Origin of the sequence: Sphingobium sp. CFD-2 (assembly GCF_024611135.1) — a bacterium.
Lineage (GTDB): Bacteria > Pseudomonadota > Alphaproteobacteria > Sphingomonadales > Sphingomonadaceae > Sphingobium > Sphingobium fuliginis.
Genome location: NZ_CP084405.1, coordinates 1,447,667 through 1,464,880 on the forward strand (window position 1 = coordinate 1,447,667; position 17,214 = coordinate 1,464,880).

At 65.2% G+C, this 17,214-nt stretch carries 15 protein-coding genes; 6 read left to right on the top strand and 9 right to left on the bottom strand.

What is annotated here, in order from left to right; translation table 11 throughout:
- Positions 1-15: 15 nt before the first annotated feature.
- From hflX to dusB, 7 genes are all read right to left on the bottom strand, one after another.
- On the bottom strand, positions 16-1,347 hold the full coding sequence (gene hflX / locus LDB29_RS07000) for a GTPase HflX (RefSeq protein WP_025548926.1): 1,332 nt from the start codon (positions 1,345-1,347) through the stop codon (positions 16-18).
- Positions 1,348-1,412: 65 nt separating this feature from the next.
- Positions 1,413-1,895 (bottom strand): RNA chaperone Hfq, encoded by a 483-nt coding sequence (gene hfq, locus LDB29_RS07005; protein ID WP_025548924.1) that lies wholly within the window; start codon positions 1,893-1,895, stop codon positions 1,413-1,415.
- A 155-nt stretch (positions 1,896-2,050) separates the two neighbouring features.
- Positions 2,051-3,424, bottom strand: coding sequence for a sigma-54 dependent transcriptional regulator (locus tag LDB29_RS07010; protein WP_044662332.1), 1,374 nt, complete (start codon positions 3,422-3,424; stop codon positions 2,051-2,053).
- Positions 3,414-5,678 carry a HAMP domain-containing histidine kinase gene (locus tag LDB29_RS07015; protein WP_025548923.1) on the bottom strand — a complete coding sequence of 755 codons (2,265 nt, stop codon included), beginning with the start codon at positions 5,676-5,678 and terminating at the stop codon, positions 3,414-3,416. The genes LDB29_RS07010 and LDB29_RS07015 overlap by 11 nt, the downstream gene beginning before the upstream one ends.
- Before the next feature lie 151 nt (positions 5,679-5,829).
- A complete protein-coding gene (gene ntrC / locus LDB29_RS07020) occupies positions 5,830-7,275 on the bottom strand; it encodes a nitrogen regulation protein NR(I) (protein WP_257557002.1) in 1,446 nt (481 codons plus the stop codon).
- A gap of 13 nt (positions 7,276-7,288) precedes the next feature.
- On the bottom strand, positions 7,289-8,398 hold the full coding sequence (locus LDB29_RS07025; protein WP_025548920.1) for a nitrogen regulation protein NR(II): 1,110 nt from the start codon (positions 8,396-8,398) through the stop codon (positions 7,289-7,291).
- On the bottom strand, positions 8,395-9,414 hold the full coding sequence (gene dusB / locus LDB29_RS07030; RefSeq protein WP_025548918.1) for a tRNA dihydrouridine synthase DusB: 1,020 nt from the start codon (positions 9,412-9,414) through the stop codon (positions 8,395-8,397). The genes LDB29_RS07025 and dusB overlap by 4 nt, the downstream gene beginning before the upstream one ends.
- A gap of 106 nt (positions 9,415-9,520) precedes the next feature.
- Here dusB and LDB29_RS07035 point away from each other — a divergent pair, with 106 nt between their 5' ends.
- Both LDB29_RS07035 and LDB29_RS07040 read left to right on the top strand, forming a co-directional pair.
- The gene (locus LDB29_RS07035; RefSeq protein WP_037482354.1) at positions 9,521-10,702 is read left to right on the top strand and encodes a bifunctional 2-C-methyl-D-erythritol 4-phosphate cytidylyltransferase/2-C-methyl-D-erythritol 2,4-cyclodiphosphate synthase; all 1,182 of its coding nucleotides are present in this window, start codon (positions 9,521-9,523) and stop codon (positions 10,700-10,702) included.
- A 5-nt stretch (positions 10,703-10,707) separates the two neighbouring features.
- On the top strand, positions 10,708-11,226 hold the full coding sequence (locus tag LDB29_RS07040; protein ID WP_025548915.1) for a CinA family protein: 519 nt from the start codon (positions 10,708-10,710) through the stop codon (positions 11,224-11,226).
- Here LDB29_RS07040 and LDB29_RS07045 read toward each other — a convergent pair.
- Together LDB29_RS07045 and lipA are read right to left on the bottom strand one after the other, a co-directional pair.
- Positions 11,172-11,648, bottom strand: a complete 477-nt coding sequence (locus tag LDB29_RS07045) for a type II toxin-antitoxin system RatA family toxin (protein WP_025548914.1) — start codon at positions 11,646-11,648, stop codon at positions 11,172-11,174. The genes LDB29_RS07040 and LDB29_RS07045 overlap by 55 nt on opposite strands.
- Before the next feature lie 4 nt (positions 11,649-11,652).
- Entirely contained in the window at positions 11,653-12,636 is a 984-nt protein-coding gene (gene lipA, locus LDB29_RS07050; protein WP_025548913.1) for a lipoyl synthase, read from the bottom strand.
- 20 nt (positions 12,637-12,656) lie between these two features.
- Between lipA and LDB29_RS07055 the strand changes: the two genes are divergently transcribed.
- From LDB29_RS07055 to alaS, 4 genes are all read left to right on the top strand, one after another.
- Complete coding sequence (locus LDB29_RS07055) at positions 12,657-13,307, top strand: carbonic anhydrase (protein WP_025548912.1); 651 nt, start codon at positions 12,657-12,659, stop codon at positions 13,305-13,307.
- A complete protein-coding gene (locus LDB29_RS07060; protein ID WP_025548911.1) occupies positions 13,307-14,041 on the top strand; it encodes an NYN domain-containing protein in 735 nt (244 codons plus the stop codon). Before LDB29_RS07055 ends, LDB29_RS07060 begins: the two co-directional genes overlap by 1 nt.
- Complete coding sequence (locus tag LDB29_RS07065) at positions 14,041-14,322, top strand: acylphosphatase (RefSeq protein WP_025548909.1); 282 nt, start codon at positions 14,041-14,043, stop codon at positions 14,320-14,322. The genes LDB29_RS07060 and LDB29_RS07065 overlap by 1 nt, the downstream gene beginning before the upstream one ends.
- Positions 14,323-14,501: 179 nt before the next feature.
- Positions 14,502-17,156: an alanine--tRNA ligase gene (alaS, locus tag LDB29_RS07070; protein ID WP_099185777.1), complete on the top strand. Its 2,655-nt coding sequence runs from the start codon at positions 14,502-14,504 to the stop codon at positions 17,154-17,156.
- Positions 17,157-17,214: the final 58 nt, after the last annotated feature.

The window sequence follows — 17,214 nt, forward strand, 5'->3', positions numbered from 1 at the left end:
TTTCGTCCAGTAAGGTTAATTTCCTCGGCGCTTGAGGAACCGCGCCAGCGCGGAATCGGACAGCCGGACATCCACCAGCATATCCTCGGCCTCCGCCCTGCTGCCGATCACCTCGCCATGTTCGTGCAGCCACGCCATCCCCGCACCGTCCGCCAGCGGCACATGCAGGTGATGGACCTGCGCCCCGGCGGTCAACCGGGTGCTGATCGCGCGCTGGAGGTCATCGACACCCTCGCCGGTCAGGGCGGACAGGATCACCACATCGTTCCGCCGCACCGCCGTCTCCCGCGCCAGCGTCGCCGCATCTTCGTCCAGCAGGTCCAGCTTGTTCCACGCTTCGATGATCGGCGGCGGTTCATCGCCCTCGCCCCCCTCCAGAGCCCCTTCCCCCGCGACGCCAAGCTCGCCCAGCACATCCATGACGTCGTCGCGCTGGGCGTCGCTGTCTGGATGCGCTATGTCGCGGACGTGGACGATCAGATCGGCCGACAGCACTTCCTCCAACGTCGCGCGGAACGCCGCGATCAACTGCGTCGGCAGGTCCGAAACGAACCCGACGGTGTCGGAAAGAATGGCCTTGTCCAGTCCCGGCAAGGCGATCTGCCGCATCGTGGGATCGAGCGTCGCGAACAGCAAATCCTCCGCCATGACGTCAGCCCCGGTCAGCCGGTTGAACAGCGTGGACTTGCCCGCATTGGTATAGCCCACCAGCGCGATCACCGGCCAGGGGGCCCGCTGCCGCCGCGCCCGGTGCAGGCCGCGCGTCTTCGTCACCTGATCCAGCTCCCGCCTGATCTTCGCCATCCGGTCGCGGATCATCCGCCGGTCAGCCTCGATCTGCGTTTCGCCCGGACCGCCCAGGAAACCGAAGCCGCCGCGCTGCCGCTCAAGGTGGGTCCAGCTTCGCACCAGCCGCCCGGCCTGGTAATCCAGATGCGCCAGTTCGACCTGCAGGCGCCCCTCATTGGTCGCGGCGCGCTCACCGAATATCTCCAGGATCAGGCCGGTCCGGTCGATGACCTTGGTTTCGGTCGCCTTTTCCAGATTGCTCTGCTGCACGGGGCTGAGCGCATTGTCGACGATGACCAGTTCCGCCTCTTCGGCCCGCGCCAGCGTCGCGATCTGGTCCACCTGACCGCTGCCGAACAGGGTTGCGGGCTTGCGGTCGCGCACGCGAAAGGCCTGCGCCGCGCGCACGTCGATGCCGATGGCAAGGGCAAGGCCCCTCGCCTCCTCCAGCCGCGCATCGCTGTCGCGACGTTCCGGACCATGGACATCGGCGCGCACGACAATGGCGCGCGCGCCGCGCGACACCTCGTCATCGGAATCTCGGTTGAAGACAGCCATGGTGGCTTAACGCTTCCGGCCCCCGCCGGCTTCATCGGAAACCGGGCGAGGACAAGAAAAAGCGTTCAATCCTCGCCCTCACCCTCGCCGGTGAGGTCCAGCGCGTGCAGCGGCTGCACGGTGGAAATCGCATGCTTGTAGACGAGCTGGACCATGCCGTCCCGCTCCAGCAGCATGCAGAAGAGGTCGAAGGCGGCGATTTCGCCCTGCAACATGACGCCGTTCACCAGGAACATCGTCACCGGGCTGCCGGACTTGCGCACCGCGCTCAGGAAGATTTCCTGGAGCAGCTTCGACTTGCCATTGCCGTCGCTGGCCTTCCGCAATTCGGTCAGATCCATGGATTGCGCGGGCATGACGGTCGAAATCGCATGCTTGTACACCAGCTGCGACTGCCCGTCCCGCCGCAGCAGCACGGAAAAATTGTCGAACCAGGTGATGATGCCCTGCAGCTTCACACCCTTGACCAGGAACATGGTCACGGGCGTCTTGCTCTTGCGCAGGCTGTTCAGGAAGATGTCTTGAAGGTTGTTCACTTTGTCGGCCATGGTCTTCACCAGTCCTTTATTGGCGGGACGTTACCCGCTCTCGCACCCTTAAGCAGAGTGTCTTGCCCGCCCCCGCCTGTCGGAAGCGAGGCAAGCCTACCGCAATTGCGAAGGGCCGTCCATGCCCTGTTTGGCTGAAGATCGTTCAGTTTACCTCAACCATCCTTGCCATCCGTAATTCCCAGCAGCTTCAACTTCCGGTGCAGGGCCGAACGTTCCATGCCGATGAAGGTGGCGGTACGGGAAATATTGCCCGAAAAGCGGCGGATCTGGATGCGCAGATATTCCCGCTCAAAGCTTTCCCGCGCCTCGCGGAGCGGCGCGCCCATGATCGCTGACTGCCCCATCCCCTCCGAACCGCCGTTGCTCGTCAGTTCGGCCGGCAGCATGTCCAGTTCGATCCGCCCGATCCGCTCGCCCGGCGCCAGGATCATCGTCCGCTCGATGACGTTGCGAAGCTGACGGACGTTGCCCGGCCATTCATTGGCCTGCAAGGCGGCCATGGCGTCGCTGGCGATCTCCGGCGGCGGCACCCGGCGCTCCGCCGCGAAACGGGCGAGATAATGTTCGACCAGCGGTGGAATGTCATCCCGGCGCTCGGCCAGCGGCGGGATGATGAGGGGCACGACGTTGAGCCGATAGAAGAGGTCCTCGCGGAAACGCCGCTCCTCGATCTCCGTCGCCAGGTTGAGCGCGGTCGAGGAAATGACGCGGACATCCACCTTTACCTGCCGCTGCCCGCCGACGCGGGTGAAGCTCTGATCCGTCAGCACGCGCAGGATCTTCGCCTGCGTCGTAAGCGGCATGTCCGCGATTTCGTCGAGGTAGAGCGTGCCGCCATGCGCCTGCTCCAGATAGCCGGGACGCACCAGCCCGCTCGGGTCCTCGACGCCGAACAGCTCTTCCTCGACACGATCCGGGTCCATCCGCGCGGCGGCGACGATGATGAAGGGCGCGTCCGCCCGCCCGCTCCAGCTATGCAGCATGCGCGCGGCGACTTCCTTGCCGACGCCCGCCGGCCCGGAAATCAGCACCCGGCTGCCCGTCCCCGCCACCTTCTTGATCGTGGCGCGAACGGCATTGATCGCCGCCGAAGTGCCGGTCAGTTCGTCATCCTGCCCGAAACGGGCGCGCAGCACCTGATTTTCGCGCCGCAGCCGCTCCGTCTCCGTCGCGCGGGACACCAGATGCAGCAGCCGGTCCGCCTCGAACGGCTTTTCGATGAAGTCCGCCGCTCCCTTCCGGATGGCGGCGACGGCGGTATCGATATTGCCATGGCCGGAGATCATGAGCACCGGAATGGTCGCATCCCGCCGCTTGATCTCGTCCAGCAGTTCCAGCCCGTCCAGCTTCGATCCCTGCAACCACACGTCCAGCAACACCAGCGAAGGCCGCCGGGCGTCCAGCGCCTCGATCGCGCTGTCGCTATTGGCGGCGGTGCGGGTGGTGAAGCCCTCATCCTCCAGGACGCCCGCGACCAGATCGCGAATGTCCTCCTCATCGTCGACTATCAGAATATCAAGCGCCATTGGCTGTCACTTTTCCAGTCGTTTTTCCATGGGGCAAGGCGATGACCTGCCCCTCTTCCAATTTCTCGAGCGCCGCCACCGGGAAGCGCAACGTCACGCGCGCGCCCCCGCCATCGGCGTCGTCGAAGCGGATTTCGCCCATATGCTCCTCGACAATCTTCTTCACGATGGCGAGGCCCAGGCCCGTGCCCTTGGTCCGGGTGGTCATATAAGGCTCCAATATGCGTTCGCGTTCCGGCGGCAGGCCGATGCCATTGTCCTGCACCGCGATCAGCAGGTTGCCGCCGTCATGCTCCACCGTCATGGACACCTGCCCGCGCCAATGGTCGCCATCCGCGGCGGGCTTGGGCTCGATCGCCTCGACGGCGTTCTTGACGATGTTGGTGAGCGCCTGGCCCAATTGCCGGCGGTCGCAGACCATTTCCGCATCGCCATCCATGGAATGATATTCGAAGCGAATATCGGGATGGGCGACTTCGTGCAGGAACAGCGCGTGGCGGGCGATGTCGTCGATCCGCTCGCGCCGGAACACCGGCTTGGGCATGCGCGCGAAGGAGGAGAATTCGTCGACGATCCGCCGCAGGTCGCCCACCTGCCGCACGATGGTGCCCGTCAGGCGCGTAAAGGTGGCCTTGTCGCTCGTCACCTCCTCGGCATAGCGGCGTTGCAGCCGTTCGGCCGCAAGCTGGATCGGGGTCAGCGGGTTCTTGATCTCATGCGCGATCCGCCGCGCCACGTCGGACCATGCCGCCCGCCGCTGGTCGGAAAGCTGCTGCGTGATGTCGTCGAAGGTCAGGATGTGGCGCGACGCATCCTCCGAAACCTTGACCGCCAGCGTCCGCACGTCGCCATGGGCGCGGATCTGGACGATGCCCGCATCCTCCTCCGAAGCGATCAGCGCCGCCAGTTCGGGCGACACTTCGGTCAGCGGACAGCCCACCGGATCGTCCCCCTCCCGCACCAATATGGCGGCCGCCGAACTGTTGAGCAGCAGGATGATGCCGTCGCGGTCCACCGACAGCACGCCGGCCGACACGCCCGACAGGATCGCCTCGATGAAGGCGCGGCGTTCATCGAGCTGGCTGTTCGCCGCGACCAGCGCGCCGGTCTGCGCTTCCAGCCTCTGCGTCATCCGGTTGAACGCGGCGGCCAATGTGCCGATCTCATCCCGCGCCTGGGGGCTGGTCACGCGGGCCGACAGGTCGCCCGCCGTGATCCGCCGGGCAGCCATGACCAGTTCGTTCACGGGCCGCACCATCCAGTCGGCGACCTTCAGCGCGATATAGACCGCCACGCCCACCAGCAGCAGCGATCCCACGAACAGCAATATGTTGAAGCGCAACTGCAAGGCGCGGGACTGCGCGGCGAAAATGTCGTAATCCGACAACACCTTCTGCGCCCGCTCGACGTTGCTGAACGCCGTCGAACCGGAATCGCGGGTGGCGTAGAGATAGATTTTCGCGTTGGGATAGAGCAGCGTCACCGCCTCGATCTGGTTGGGCTTGGCGGCGACCACCACATCCTCGCCTGCTTCCAGTCGCTTCACCACATCGGGCGTCAGCATCTCCGACGCCGGCCGGCTTTCCGGATCGACCGTCGCCGCCGTGCGCGCCACGCCGTCCTTGCCGATCTCGATGATCGCGGAACGGTTCAGCTTCCGCGTGACGACCTGATAGATATAACCTTCGGCAAAGCGCGGGCTGGAGACTTTCGACTGGCTCAGATAATCGCGCAGGTCGCTCGCCATGGTGACGGTTTCGTCACGCACGTCGCGCAGGTTCTGCTCATAATAGCCCCGCGCCAGGTCGCTCGCATTTTGCAGCATGCCCCGCGCACTGTCGGAAAACCAGAACTGCACGCCATATTGGAACAGCAGGGAGGCGAAGATCACCACCAGCAGCATGGGCACGCTGGCGACGATGGAGAATATCGCCACCAGACGGACGTGCAACTGCCCGTCGCTCCCTATGGCGGATTGGGCCGCGCGCCGCTTCGCCACCCGCCGTCCCAGCAGCACCAGCAGCGCAATCGCCGGCACCAGATTGGCGACCAGCAGCAACGCCACGATGGGCGGGGTCAGCAATGTGTAGGATTGCCCCTGTCCCGTCAGCAGGAAATAGGTGATGCCCGCCATGCCCAGGAACAGGACAAGCGTCACCGCCTCCACCACCGCGGCAAGGCGGCGGCGCAGGAAAAGGGGGAAATGCCTTTTCCATGCCCGGCCCCGCGCCGGCAGAGTCACTGCGCCTTCCATAGTGGCTTGGTTACAACATTAATGTGCCCGATCAAACACAGTAATTGATGGGCATGGCGCTTCCGGTCGAAAAGAGCGGTCGGTTCGTCGCCGCCGCCCGGAACGGTCGATCCGAACGCATCGGCTTGACCTATCTTCCCCGCCGAATATTCTAATCGCCGATCCGAAGCTGCAAGGGATCGAGCCCATAGTCGGTCAGCTTCTTGCGCAGCGTGTTGCGGTTGATGCCCAACAGTCCCGCGGCGCGTATCTGGTTTCCGTCGACGCTGGCCAGCGTCTCCTGGAACAGGATCGGCTCCACCACCGCCAGCAGGTCGTCATGCAGGCTGCGGTTCGGCTGGGTCAGGCCGATGCCCAGTTGCCGCTTCGCCCATTCCCGCACCGCCTGGCCCAGCAGGTCGCCGGGGGCGGCATAATCGGCGGGCACGGCTTCCAGCGGCAGGCTGTTGCGCAGCATGTCGGCGGTGATCATGTTCTCACGGCTCAGAACCGCCAGCCGCTGCATCAGATTCTGCAGTTCGCGCACATTGCCGGGCCAGTGATAGGCCATCAGCAATTGCGCCGCATCGTCGGACAGCGACTTGCGCGGCAGCCCCTCCTGCGCCGCGCGGTCCAGGAAATGCCGGGCGAGCAGGATCACGTCCTCCCGCCGCTCACGCAGCGCCGGAAGCGCGATGGGGACCACGTTCAACCGGTAATAGAGGTCCTGCCGGAAGCGGTTCTCCTCGATCAGCCTGGGCAGATCCTTGTTGGTGGCCGCGATGATGCGGACATTCACCTTGACCGATTTGGAGCCGCCGACGGTCGTGACCTCTCCGGACTGAAGGACGCGCAGCAGCCGCGTCTGCGCTTCCATCGGCATGTCCCCGATCTCGTCCAGGAACAGCGTGCCGCCCTGCGCCTGCTCGAACTTGCCTGCGGTGCGGGCATGGGCGCCGGTGAAGGCCCCTTTTTCATAACCGAACAGTTCCGCCTCGATCAGTTCGCGGGGGATGGCGGCCATGTTGATCGGCACGAACGGCTTGGTCCGCCTCTGCCCCAGGCTATGGATCGCCTCTGCCACCAGTTCCTTGCCGGTCCCGGATTCGCCCAGCACCAATATGCTGAGGTCGTTCGAAAGGACCCGGGCGATGGTCCGATACACCTCCTGCATCGCCGGGGAACGACCCACCAGCGGCAATCCGTCATGCGGCAGGCCGGCATCGGCCGCGTCCTCGTCCGCCCCCTTCCCCGATCCCAGCGCATCCGACACGGCCCGCGTCAGCTCATTGAGATCGAAGGGCTTGGGCAGATATTCGAACGCGCCCTTTTCGGTGGCGCGGATCGCCGTATTCAATGTGTTCTGCGCCGACAGGATGATGATGCTGAGCGCCGGGCGCCGTTCCAGAATCTCCGCGACCCCATCCAGCCCGTCGCCGTCCGGCAGCATGACGTCGGTGATCAGGACGTCCGGCGAAAAGCTTTCCAGCAGGGCGCTCCGCTCCCGGATCGATGCGGCCGTCTTGACTCTGTATCCCTGCCGCCGCAGCGCTTCCCCCACGACCACGCAGATCGCCGGATCGTCGTCCACCACCAAAATCGAGGCCGTCACCGCCATCATCTTGCCGCCATCAACCCGTTCCCATCGGCAGCAGGATGCGGAAGGTCGATTCCCCTGCCTCATGATCGCGCGAATATTGCACGAACCCGTTCATGTCGCGCACCAGCTTGTCCACCAGCGCCAGCCCCAGCCCCGTCCCGTCCCGCCTGCCGGTGATGAAGGGATTGAACAGGTGATCCAATATATGCTCCGGCACGCCCGGCCCATTGTCGACCACCAGGATTTCGATGGGCAGCACCGCGCTGCCCTTCCCCTTGCCGACCACTACGGAAACGCCATGGCGAAACGCCGTCTCCACCCTTATCCGGGGCTTCCTGCTGTGCTCCAGCGCCTCGGCGGCATTTTTGAGCAGGTTGATCATCACCTGCACCAGCGCATCCTCGTTGATATTGGCGAATGGCAGGGATGGATCATAACTTTTTACGATCCTTATATCCTTTGCGAATCCGGCGGCGGCGATATTCGCCGCCCGGTCGATCAGCGGATAGATGTTGCCGCTGCGGCACTCCAGGGTCCGGTCCGTCGTGAAGTCCTGCATCCGGTCGATCAGCGCGGCGATCCTGTCCACCTCATTGCAGATGAGTTGCGTCAGCGCGGCGTCCCGTCCGTCATTTCCCGATTCCAGCAACTGGGCCGCGCCCCTGATGCCCGACAGCGGATTCTTGATCTCATGCGCCAGGATCGCCGCCGCGCCGATGGCCGATCGCGCGCCGCCCGCCGTACCGCGATGGCCGATCTTGCGCGCCTGGCTCTGGGTGTGGATCGATACCACGCGCCAGCCTTCATGATCGACGATGGGCGCGATCATCAGGTCGACCTCCATTTCCGCCGTGCGCCCCGCATGCACGCGGATGTCATAGGCGGCGATCGGCTTGTTGCTGTGCCAGATGTCGAAGCGCGCGCCCATTTCCGCCATGCGGATGGTCCGCGCTATGTCGCTGCCGACAATGGCCGATCGCGCCATGTTGAGCAGCGTTTCGGCGCGGACATTGGCATCGGCGATGCTGTTGTCCGGCCGCACCACCAGGGTCGCGACCGGCAACGCCGTCATCAGTTCGGAAAGCGAAGGCCCATCCTGTTGCGGTCGAAGCGACGGGATGGTCGTCATGGCCGCCGTCATGCCGCCTTGCGCGTCTCGACCGGCCCCTCGTCGGCAATCAGCGGTTCGTAGAAGCGCGCCAGCATGTCCAGCACGACATCGCCGTCCGGCTCCTGGTTCACCGCATTGCGGAACTCGGCCGAACCCGGCAGCCCCTTGGTGTACCAGCCGATATGCTTGCGGGCCATGTTGACGCCGGTATGATTGTCATAATGCTCCAGCATCGCGCGATAATGTTCCGTAATCACGCGATATTGTTCCTCCAGCGCAGGATCGGCCAGCCGTTCCCCGGTGCGGAACCAGTGCATCACCTGCCCGATCAGCCAGGGCCGCCCATAGGCGCCCCGCCCGATCATCACGCCGTCGGCGCCGCTCTGCTCCAGCGCCGTCTCGGCATCGTCGATGGAGCAGATGTCGCCGTTGACGATGACGGGCAGCGACACCGCATCCTTCACGCTGCGCACGAAGGCCCAGTCGGCCGACCCCTTGTACATCTGGCAGCGCGTGCGGCCATGAACGGTGATCAGCTTCGCGCCCAGATCCTCCGCGATCCGGGCCAGTTCGGGCGCGTTCAGGCTGGCATGATCCCAACCCATGCGCATCTTGACCGTGACGGGCACATCGACGGCCTTCACCGTCGCTTCGATCAGCGAAGCGGCCAGCGGCAGGTCGCGCATCAACGCGCTGCCCGCATCGCCATTCACGACCTTTTTAACCGGGCAGCCCATGTTGATGTCGATGATCGCCGCGCCGCGATCCGCGTTCAGCTTGGCAGCCTCCGCCATTTCCGTGGGCGAACAGCCGGCCAACTGCATCGATACGGGCTCCTCCAGCGGATGCCAGGCCGCCTTCTGCAGCGACTGGCGCGTCTCGCGAATCATCGCCGCCGTGGCGATCATCTCGGTCACGTTGAGGCCGGAGCCATAGCGGCGGACCAGTGTCCGGAACGGCATGTCCGTCACGCCCGTCATCGGCGCCAGCACGACCGGCATGTCAATCGTCACCGGACCTATGGAAATCGGGGAAAGCCTCTGCATCATTCCAACACTGCCTAAAAAACAGGCAGCCCTTAGCGGAAATCCGCATCATCGGCAAGCGAGGCGGGGCTGGCGGTTGGCCCGGCACTGCGATACAGGCGCGGCCATGACAGACAGAACCGTCGCTTTGCTGGTCGCAGCAGGTCAGGGCAGCCGCGCGGGCGGCGACATTCCCAAGCAATTCCGGCGCATCGGCGGCAAGCCGGTCCTCGCCCACGCCGTCGACGCGCTGGCCGGGCATCCCGCCATCGGTTCCCTTGTCCTGGTCGTCGGCGCGGGGCAGGAGGAGGATGCACACGCCGCACTGGAAAGCTGCACCGTCTCCGCCATCGTTCAGGGCGCCGACAGCCGCCGCGGGTCCGTCCGCGCCGGTCTTGAGCATATAGCGTCCGCTGGCGGCGCGGCGCGCATATTGGTGCACGACGCTGCCCGTCCCTTTCTCCCCGCGACGGTGATCGACCGGCTGCTCGCCGCGCTGGAGGGTGCGCCCGGCGCCATTCCCGCCTTACCGGTTGCAGACACATTGGTCAGAAGCGAACATGACAAGAGCGACCATGACAAGGCCGGGGACGTCGTCGACCGCGATGGCCTGTTCCGGGTCCAGACGCCGCAGGCCTTCCGCTTCGATGCCCTGCTGGCCGCGCACAGAAGCTGGGACGGCAATCGGGAAGCAACCGACGATGCCCAGATATTGCGGCATTCGGGCCATGACGTCACATTGGTCGCTGGCGATGAAAGGCTGGAAAAATTGACCTATGCCGAGGATTTCCTCCGCGCCGAAGCCCGGCTGGGCGCTGCCCGCAGCGTCCGGACCGGCATGGGTTATGACGTCCACCGGCTGGCCCCCGATGAGGAGCTCTGGCTCTGCGGGGTCCGCATTCCGCACGACCGGGGCCTCGCTGGGCACAGCGACGCGGACGTGGCGATCCACGCGCTGGTGGATGCGCTGCTGGGCGCACTGGCGGAGGGCGACATCGGCAGCCATTTCCCGCCCTCCGACCCGCAATGGCGGGGAGTCGCCTCCTCCCGTTTCCTGGAATATGCGGCGGAGCGCGTCGCAAAACGGGACGGCTTTATCGAGCATGTCGACCTGACGCTGATCTGCGAGGCGCCGAAAATCGGCCCGCACAGGGACGCCATGCGCGCCCGGATCGCGGAAATCCTGCACCTTCCTCCCGACCGGGTCAGCATAAAGGCGACCACCACCGAACGGCTGGGCTTTGCCGGTCGGCGGGAGGGTATTGCCGCACAGGCTGTTGCCACGCTCTCCCTCCCCGCGCTAATCTGATCGCCATGCCTGATAGCATCCTTCCCGCGTCGCTTGTCGAACTGGCCGAGCGCGTCGTCGCCGCCAACCGTCGCGCCGGCCGCACCATCGCCGTGGCGGAAAGCTGCACCGGCGGCCTTGTCTCCGCCGCACTGACCGAAATCGCCGGATCGTCCGAGGTGTTCGAAGCCGGTTTCGTCACCTATTCCAATGACATGAAGAGCGAGCTTCTCAAAGTATCGCAGGATGTCATCGAAACCTTCGGCGCGGTTTCCATCGCCACCGCCTGGGCCATGGCGCAGGGCGCGCTGAACAAGAGCCACGCCAACGTCGCCGTCGCCATCACCGGCATAGCCGGCCCCGGCGGCGGATCGGAGCAGAAACCGGTCGGCACCGTCGTCTTCGCCCGCGCCGAACGCGGCGCCAGCCCCGACAAGATCGTGGCCGACATGCATTATTTCGGGGATACGGGCCGGGGCGGCGTCCGCCTTCAGGCGGCGCTGTGCGCGCTCGAACTGCTGCTGCCCGACTCGCCCGCGCCATAAAGCTCCGCCGCGCGGGTTTCGAACGCGCCGATCATCTTGCGCAGCGCCTTGTCGAACACCTGGCCGGCCAGCATCTCGAACAGCTTGCTCTTGAATTCGAACTCGACCTCGAAATCCACCAGAACGCCGCCCTTGCCGTCGTCGCGAAAGCTCCATTCATTGTGGAGATGCTTCAAGGGCCCATCCAGATAATCGACCCGCACATGATCCGGCCTATGCTTGTGCACGCGGGACGTGAAGCTCTCCTTGATCCCCTTGAACCCGACGATCATGTCCGCGACCATCTCCGAATCGCTGTCGGACCGCACCCGGATCGCGCTGACCCAGGGCAGGAATTCGGGATAGGCCTCCACATTCGCCACCAGGTCGAACATCTGTTCGGGCGTATAGGGAAGCGGCCTCGTTTCGTTATGCTTGGGCATCGGCTTATTGGCCAGCCTTTGCCAGTTGCGCCTCGCGAGCCGCGCGCATTTCCGCGAAATCCTTGCCCGCATGATAGCTGGAGCGGGTCAGCGGGCTCGACGCCACCTGCAGGAAGCCCTTGGCCCGCGCGATCGCCGCATAGGCGTTGAACGCCGCCGGAGTGACGAACTCCATCACCTTGGCGTGCTTGGGCGTCGGCTGGAGATATTGCCCCATGGTCAGGAAATCGATGTCGGCGGAGCGCATGTCGTCCATCACCTGATGGACCTCCAGCCGCTCCTCCCCCAGACCCAGCATGATGCCCGACTTGGTGAAGATCGACGGATCGAGCTTCTTCACCGTCTCCAGCAGCCGCAGCGACGCGTAATAGCGCGCGCCCGGGCGAATGGTCGGATAGAGGCGCGGCACCGTCTCCAGATTATGGTTATAGACGTCCGGCCGCGCCGCGACGATCATCTCGACGGCGCGTTCATGCTTGTTGCGGAAGTCCGGCGTCAGGATTTCGATGGTCGTGTCCGGGGTCTTGCGGCGCAGCGCCTCGATCACCTTCACGAACTGCGACGCGCCGCCATCGGGCAGGTCGTCGCGGTCGACGGAGGTGATGACGATATGCTCCAGCCCCATTTCGGCGCAGGCATCGGCCAAATTCTGCGGCTCGTTGGGATCGACCTTGCGCGGCATGCCGGTCTTGACGTTGCAGAAGGCGCAGGCCCGCGTACAGACATCGCCCAGGATCATCACGGTCGCATGCTTCTTGGTCCAGCACTCCCCGATATTCGGGCAGGCCGCCTCCTCGCACACCGTCGCCAGCCCCTTGGTCCGCATCAGCTTGCGCGTCTCGTGATAGCCGGGGCTGGTCGGCGCCTTCACGCGAATCCAGTCGGGCTTGCGGGCGCGCTCGGGACGAGTGGCGGGCGCGGGGATCGGGACGATGTCGGTCATGCGCTCCAGATAGCGATGCGAGAGCGCTCTTGCCAGCCCCATCATTGTTCGGCACAGACCGGCGCATGACCGATTTCGCTGATATGCTCGCCGGCTATCGCCGCTTCCGCAACACCGGTTGGACCCAGCAGCGGGAACGATGGGATGAACTGAGCGAGGGGCAGAGCCCCCGCGTCATGGTCATCGCCTGTTCCGACAGCCGAGTCGATCCCGCACAGATATTCGACACCAGCCCCGGCGAGATCTTCGTGGTCCGCAATGTCGCGGCGCTGGTGCCCCCCTTTGAAACCAATCCCGGCCGCCACGGCGTCTCCGCGGCGCTGGAATTCGCGGTCCAGGTGCTCAAGGTGGGCGAGATCGTCGTCATGGGCCATGGCAAATGCGGCGGCTGCAAGGCGGCGCTCAGCCATTCGCTGAAAGACGCGCCTCCCGGCGAGGGCGGCTTCATCCACAACTGGATCGAACTGCTGGACGAAGCGCGGGAAAAGGTGGTCGAACGCTTTGGCGCGGATGACGGCCGCGACGCCGAACGCGCCATGGAGCAGGAAGGCGTCAAGGTCAGCCTGGCCAATCTGCGCACCTTCCCCTGCGTCCGCACGAAGGAACGGAGCGGCGAGATCAGGCTGATCGGCGCCTTCTTCGCCATTGCCGACGGCCAGCTCCACCTGCTGGACGAGGCGAGCGGCCAGTTCAGCCCGGCGGCACTGGAAGCCTGATGACCGCGCCGATCCCCAGCGGCAATATCGCCCTGCTGATCGATGCCGACAATGTCTCCGCCGACCATTTCGACCCGGTGCTGACGGTCCTGGCGGAACTGGGCACCGTCAATATCCGGCGCGCCTATGGCAATTGGAGCAAGCCCGCGCTCAAGAGATGGGCGCGGCAGGCCGTGACGCAGGCCATCGAAACGCAGCAGCAGTTCGACCTCACCCGGGGCAAGAACGCCACCGACATGAAGATGACGATCGACGCCATGGATTTGATGGCGTCGGGCCGGGTCACCGGCTTCGGCCTGATGTCGAGCGACAGCGATTTCACGCCGCTCGTCACCCGCATCCGGCAGGAAGGCCTGCCGGTCTATGGCTTCGGAACGGACAAGACGCCGCAGGCCTTCCGCAGCGCCTGCACCCGCTTCATCGACGTCGGGGCGCTCGCCAGCGCAAGAACGGCGCCCGTCGAACTGGAGGAGTCGGCGGCGGAACCCGCCTCCCCCGACGCGCCCGAAGTCGCGCCCGATCTCGTCAAGCTGTTGATCGACGCCTATAATGCCGTCAAACGCGACGATCAGGGCTTCGCCCGCCTCAGCGAAGTGGGCCAGCTCGCCGGGAACCGCTCCAGTTTCGACACGCGCAACTATGGGTTCAAGCGGCTGTCCGACCTTGTCCGCTCGATCAATAATTTCAAGGTGGAGAGCCGCGACGGCCAGACCTGGATCAAGCGGGTGCACTGATGACCATCCTCGCCCGCCACCTGACGATCCTCGGCCGGGTGCAGGGCGTGTTCTACCGCAACTGGGCCGTCGAAACGGCCCGGGGTCTCAACCTGACAGGCTGGGTACGCAACCGCATGGACGGCAGCGTGGAGGCGCTGGTGGAAGGACCGCGGGATGCGGTGGAGCGGTTCGTCCTGCTGGCGCGACAAGGCCCGCCCGCCGCGCAGGTCGCGCGGATAGAGGCCGAGGATGTCGCGGTCGGGGGACATGAATCATTTCAGAAGCGGCCGACCGCCTGACTTCGCCGGGCGGGCGGGCGGACGGGCGGAAAGGAAAATCGCGTCCTTGGGCCGAGGCGGGCGGCCCGGTCCGCTTTTCCGGCCCGCCTGTCTCAGCGGGAAACCCCATCGGCCGATATTCCCATGAACGACGAAAAGCCCCGCTTGTGCGTTGGAGCGCTTCCCACTAAATCGCCCGCATGACATCGACCAACGACATTCGCCGCTCCTTCCTCGACTATTTCGGGGCCAACGGCCACACCATCGTTCCGTCCGCGCCTCTCGTGCCGCACAACGACCCGACGCTGATGTTCGTCAATGCGGGCATGGTGCCGTTCAAGAATGTCTTCACCGGCCTTGAATCCCGCCCCTACACCAAGGCGACGAGCAGCCAGAAGTCGGTCCGCGCCGGCGGCAAGCATAACGACCTCGACAATGTCGGCTATACCGCGCGCCACCATACCTTCTTCGAAATGCTGGGCAATTTCAGCTTCGGGGATTATTTCAAGGAACAGGCGATCACCCATGCCTGGACCCTGCTGACGAAGGAATGGGGCCTGTCGCCCGAAAAGCTGACGGCGACGGTCTATCATACCGACGACGAAGCCTTCGACCTGTGGAAGAAGATCGCCGGCCTGCCGGAGGAGCGGATCATCCGCATCCCCACCAAGGATAATTTCTGGGCCATGGGCGACAGTGGCCCCTGCGGCCCCTGCTCGGAAATCTTCTACGACCATGGCGACCATATCTGGGGCGGTCCTCCCGGAAGCCCGGAGGAAGATGGCGACCGTTTCGTCGAGATCTGGAACCTCGTCTTCATGCAATATGAGCAGGAAGCGAACGAGATCGTCTCCGAACTTCCCAAGCCCAGCATCGACACCGGCATGGGTCTGGAACGCATCGCCGCGGTCCTGCAGGGCGTCCACGACAATTACGACACCGATACCTTCAAGGCGCTGATAGAGGAATCGGGCGCGCTGACGAAAACCGCCACCGATGGCGAGTATAAGGCCAGCCACCGCGTCATCGCGGATCACCTCCGCTCCACCAGCTTCCTGATCGCGGACGGCGTGCTGCCCGCCAATGAAGGCCGCGGCTATGTGCTGCGCCGCATCATGCGCCGCGCCATGCGCCACGCCCATATCATCGGCGCCAAGGAGCCGTTGATGCACCGTCTGGTCGGCAGCCTCGTCTCCGAAATGGGCGGCGCCTATCAGGAACTGGTCCGCGCCCAGCCGCTGATCGAGGAAACCCTCCTGCGCGAGGAAACCCGGTTCCGCCAGACGCTGGAAAAGGGGCTGAAGCTGCTCGACGAAGCGACCGGCGACCTGTCGGAAGGCGGCACGCTCCCCGGCGAAACCGCGTTCAAGCTCTACGACACCTATGGCTTCCCCTATGACCTGACCGAAGACGCGCTGCGCTCGCGCGGCCTCAGCGTCGACCGCGAAGGCTTCGACAAGGCGATGGCCGAACAGAAGGCCGCCGCCCGCGCCGCGTGGAAGGGCTCAGGCGAAAAGGCCTCGGACGAAATCTGGTTCGACATTGCCGAAAAGGCCGGCAATACGGAGTTCATCGGCTATAGCTCGACCGAGGGCGAGGGCGAGGTGCTGGCGATCGTCAAGGACGGTGTGAACTTCGACAGCGCGAGCGCTGGCGAGACGGTCACGATCATCACCAACCAGACGCCGTTCTACGGCGAAAGCGGCGGCCAGATGGGCGATGCGGGCACGATCAGCGCGCAGTCCGGCCTGGTCGCGGATGTCGAGGACACCGCGAAGCCGCTGGGCCGCCTCCATGCGCACCGGGCGAAGGTCGGCGCGGGCAGCGTCAAGCTGGGCGACACGGTTCACCTCAGCGTCGACGTCAGCCGCCGCGACCGCATCCGCGCCAATCACAGCGCCACCCATTTGCTGCATGCCGCGCTCCGCAACCAGCTCGGCGCCCACGTCACGCAGAAGGGCAGCCTCGTCGCACCGGATCGTCTGCGCTTCGACTTCTCCCATCCCGAGGCGCTGACCCACAGCCAGATCGCCGCCATCGAAGCCGATGTGAACGAACAGATCCGCCACAATGAAGCGGTGACGACGCGCCTGATGACGCCGGACGACGCCATCGCCGCTGGGGCCATGGCCCTGTTCGGTGAGAAATATGGGGACGAGGTCCGCGTCCTCTCCATGGGCAAGGGCGATGCGAACAGCTATTCGGTCGAATTGTGCGGCGGCACCCATGTCCGCGCAACCGGCGACATCGCGATCTTCAAGATCATCTCGGAAAGCGCCGTTTCGTCTGGCGTCCGCCGCATCGAAGCGCTGACCGGCGAAGCCGCGCGCCTCTGGCTCTCCGATCGCGAAGACCGGCTGCGCCAGTCCGCCGCCGCACTCAAGACGACGCCGGAGGAAGTCCCTGCCCGCATCGCCGCGCTGGTCGAACAGAGCCGCAAGCTGGAACGCGAGCTCGCCGAAGCGAAGAAGGCGCTGGCGCTGGGCGGCGGGGGTTCCGCACAGGCGGCGGGTCCGGAGAAGGTGGGCTCGGTCAACTTCATCGGTCAGGTGATCGAGGGGCTCGATCCCAAGGAACTGCGCGGATTGGTCGATCAGAACAAGGCAACGCTCGGCAGCGGCGTCTCCGCCGTCCTGGCGGTGGTCGATGGCCGCGCCAGCATTGCCGTCGGCGTCACCGACGACCTTGTGAACACGATCAGCGCCGTGGATCTGGTCCGCGCAGGCGTCGAAGCCTTGGGCGGCAAGGGCGGCGGAGGCCGTCCCGACATGGCCCAGGGCGGCGGTCCGGAAGGCGACAAAGCGCAGGCGGCGATCGAAGCGGTCAGGGCAGCCCTCGCCAGCGGGCCTGCATAACCGCGCGGCCGGCCCGATATTCGACCGCAGGCCATGCACCGCGGGGTGAGCGGCGCCC

Bases quoted from the DNA above. Each gene is read 5' to 3' on its own strand.
- hflX (WP_025548926.1), bottom strand. From the start codon at position 1,347: ATGGCTGTCTTCAACCGAGATTCCGATGACGAGGTGTCGCGCGGCGCG.
- hfq (WP_025548924.1), bottom strand. From the start codon at position 1,895: ATGGCCGACAAAGTGAACAACCTTCAAGACATCTTCCTGAACAGCCTG.
- LDB29_RS07010 (WP_044662332.1), bottom strand. From the start codon at position 3,424: ATGGCGCTTGATATTCTGATAGTCGACGATGAGGAGGACATTCGCGAT.
- LDB29_RS07015 (WP_025548923.1), bottom strand. From the start codon at position 5,678: ATGGAAGGCGCAGTGACTCTGCCGGCGCGGGGCCGGGCATGGAAAAGG.
- ntrC (WP_257557002.1), bottom strand. From the start codon at position 7,275: ATGGCGGTGACGGCCTCGATTTTGGTGGTGGACGACGATCCGGCGATC.
- LDB29_RS07025 (WP_025548920.1), bottom strand. From the start codon at position 8,398: ATGACGGCGGCCATGACGACCATCCCGTCGCTTCGACCGCAACAGGAT.
- dusB (WP_025548918.1), bottom strand. From the start codon at position 9,414: ATGCAGAGGCTTTCCCCGATTTCCATAGGTCCGGTGACGATTGACATG.
- LDB29_RS07035 (WP_037482354.1), top strand. From the start codon at position 9,521: ATGACAGACAGAACCGTCGCTTTGCTGGTCGCAGCAGGTCAGGGCAGC.
- LDB29_RS07040 (WP_025548915.1), top strand. From the start codon at position 10,708: ATGCCTGATAGCATCCTTCCCGCGTCGCTTGTCGAACTGGCCGAGCGC.
- LDB29_RS07045 (WP_025548914.1), bottom strand. From the start codon at position 11,648: ATGCCCAAGCATAACGAAACGAGGCCGCTTCCCTATACGCCCGAACAG.
- lipA (WP_025548913.1), bottom strand. From the start codon at position 12,636: ATGATGGGGCTGGCAAGAGCGCTCTCGCATCGCTATCTGGAGCGCATG.
- LDB29_RS07055 (WP_025548912.1), top strand. From the start codon at position 12,657: ATGACCGATTTCGCTGATATGCTCGCCGGCTATCGCCGCTTCCGCAAC.
- LDB29_RS07060 (WP_025548911.1), top strand. From the start codon at position 13,307: ATGACCGCGCCGATCCCCAGCGGCAATATCGCCCTGCTGATCGATGCC.
- LDB29_RS07065 (WP_025548909.1), top strand. From the start codon at position 14,041: ATGACCATCCTCGCCCGCCACCTGACGATCCTCGGCCGGGTGCAGGGC.
- alaS (WP_099185777.1), top strand. From the start codon at position 14,502: ATGACATCGACCAACGACATTCGCCGCTCCTTCCTCGACTATTTCGGG.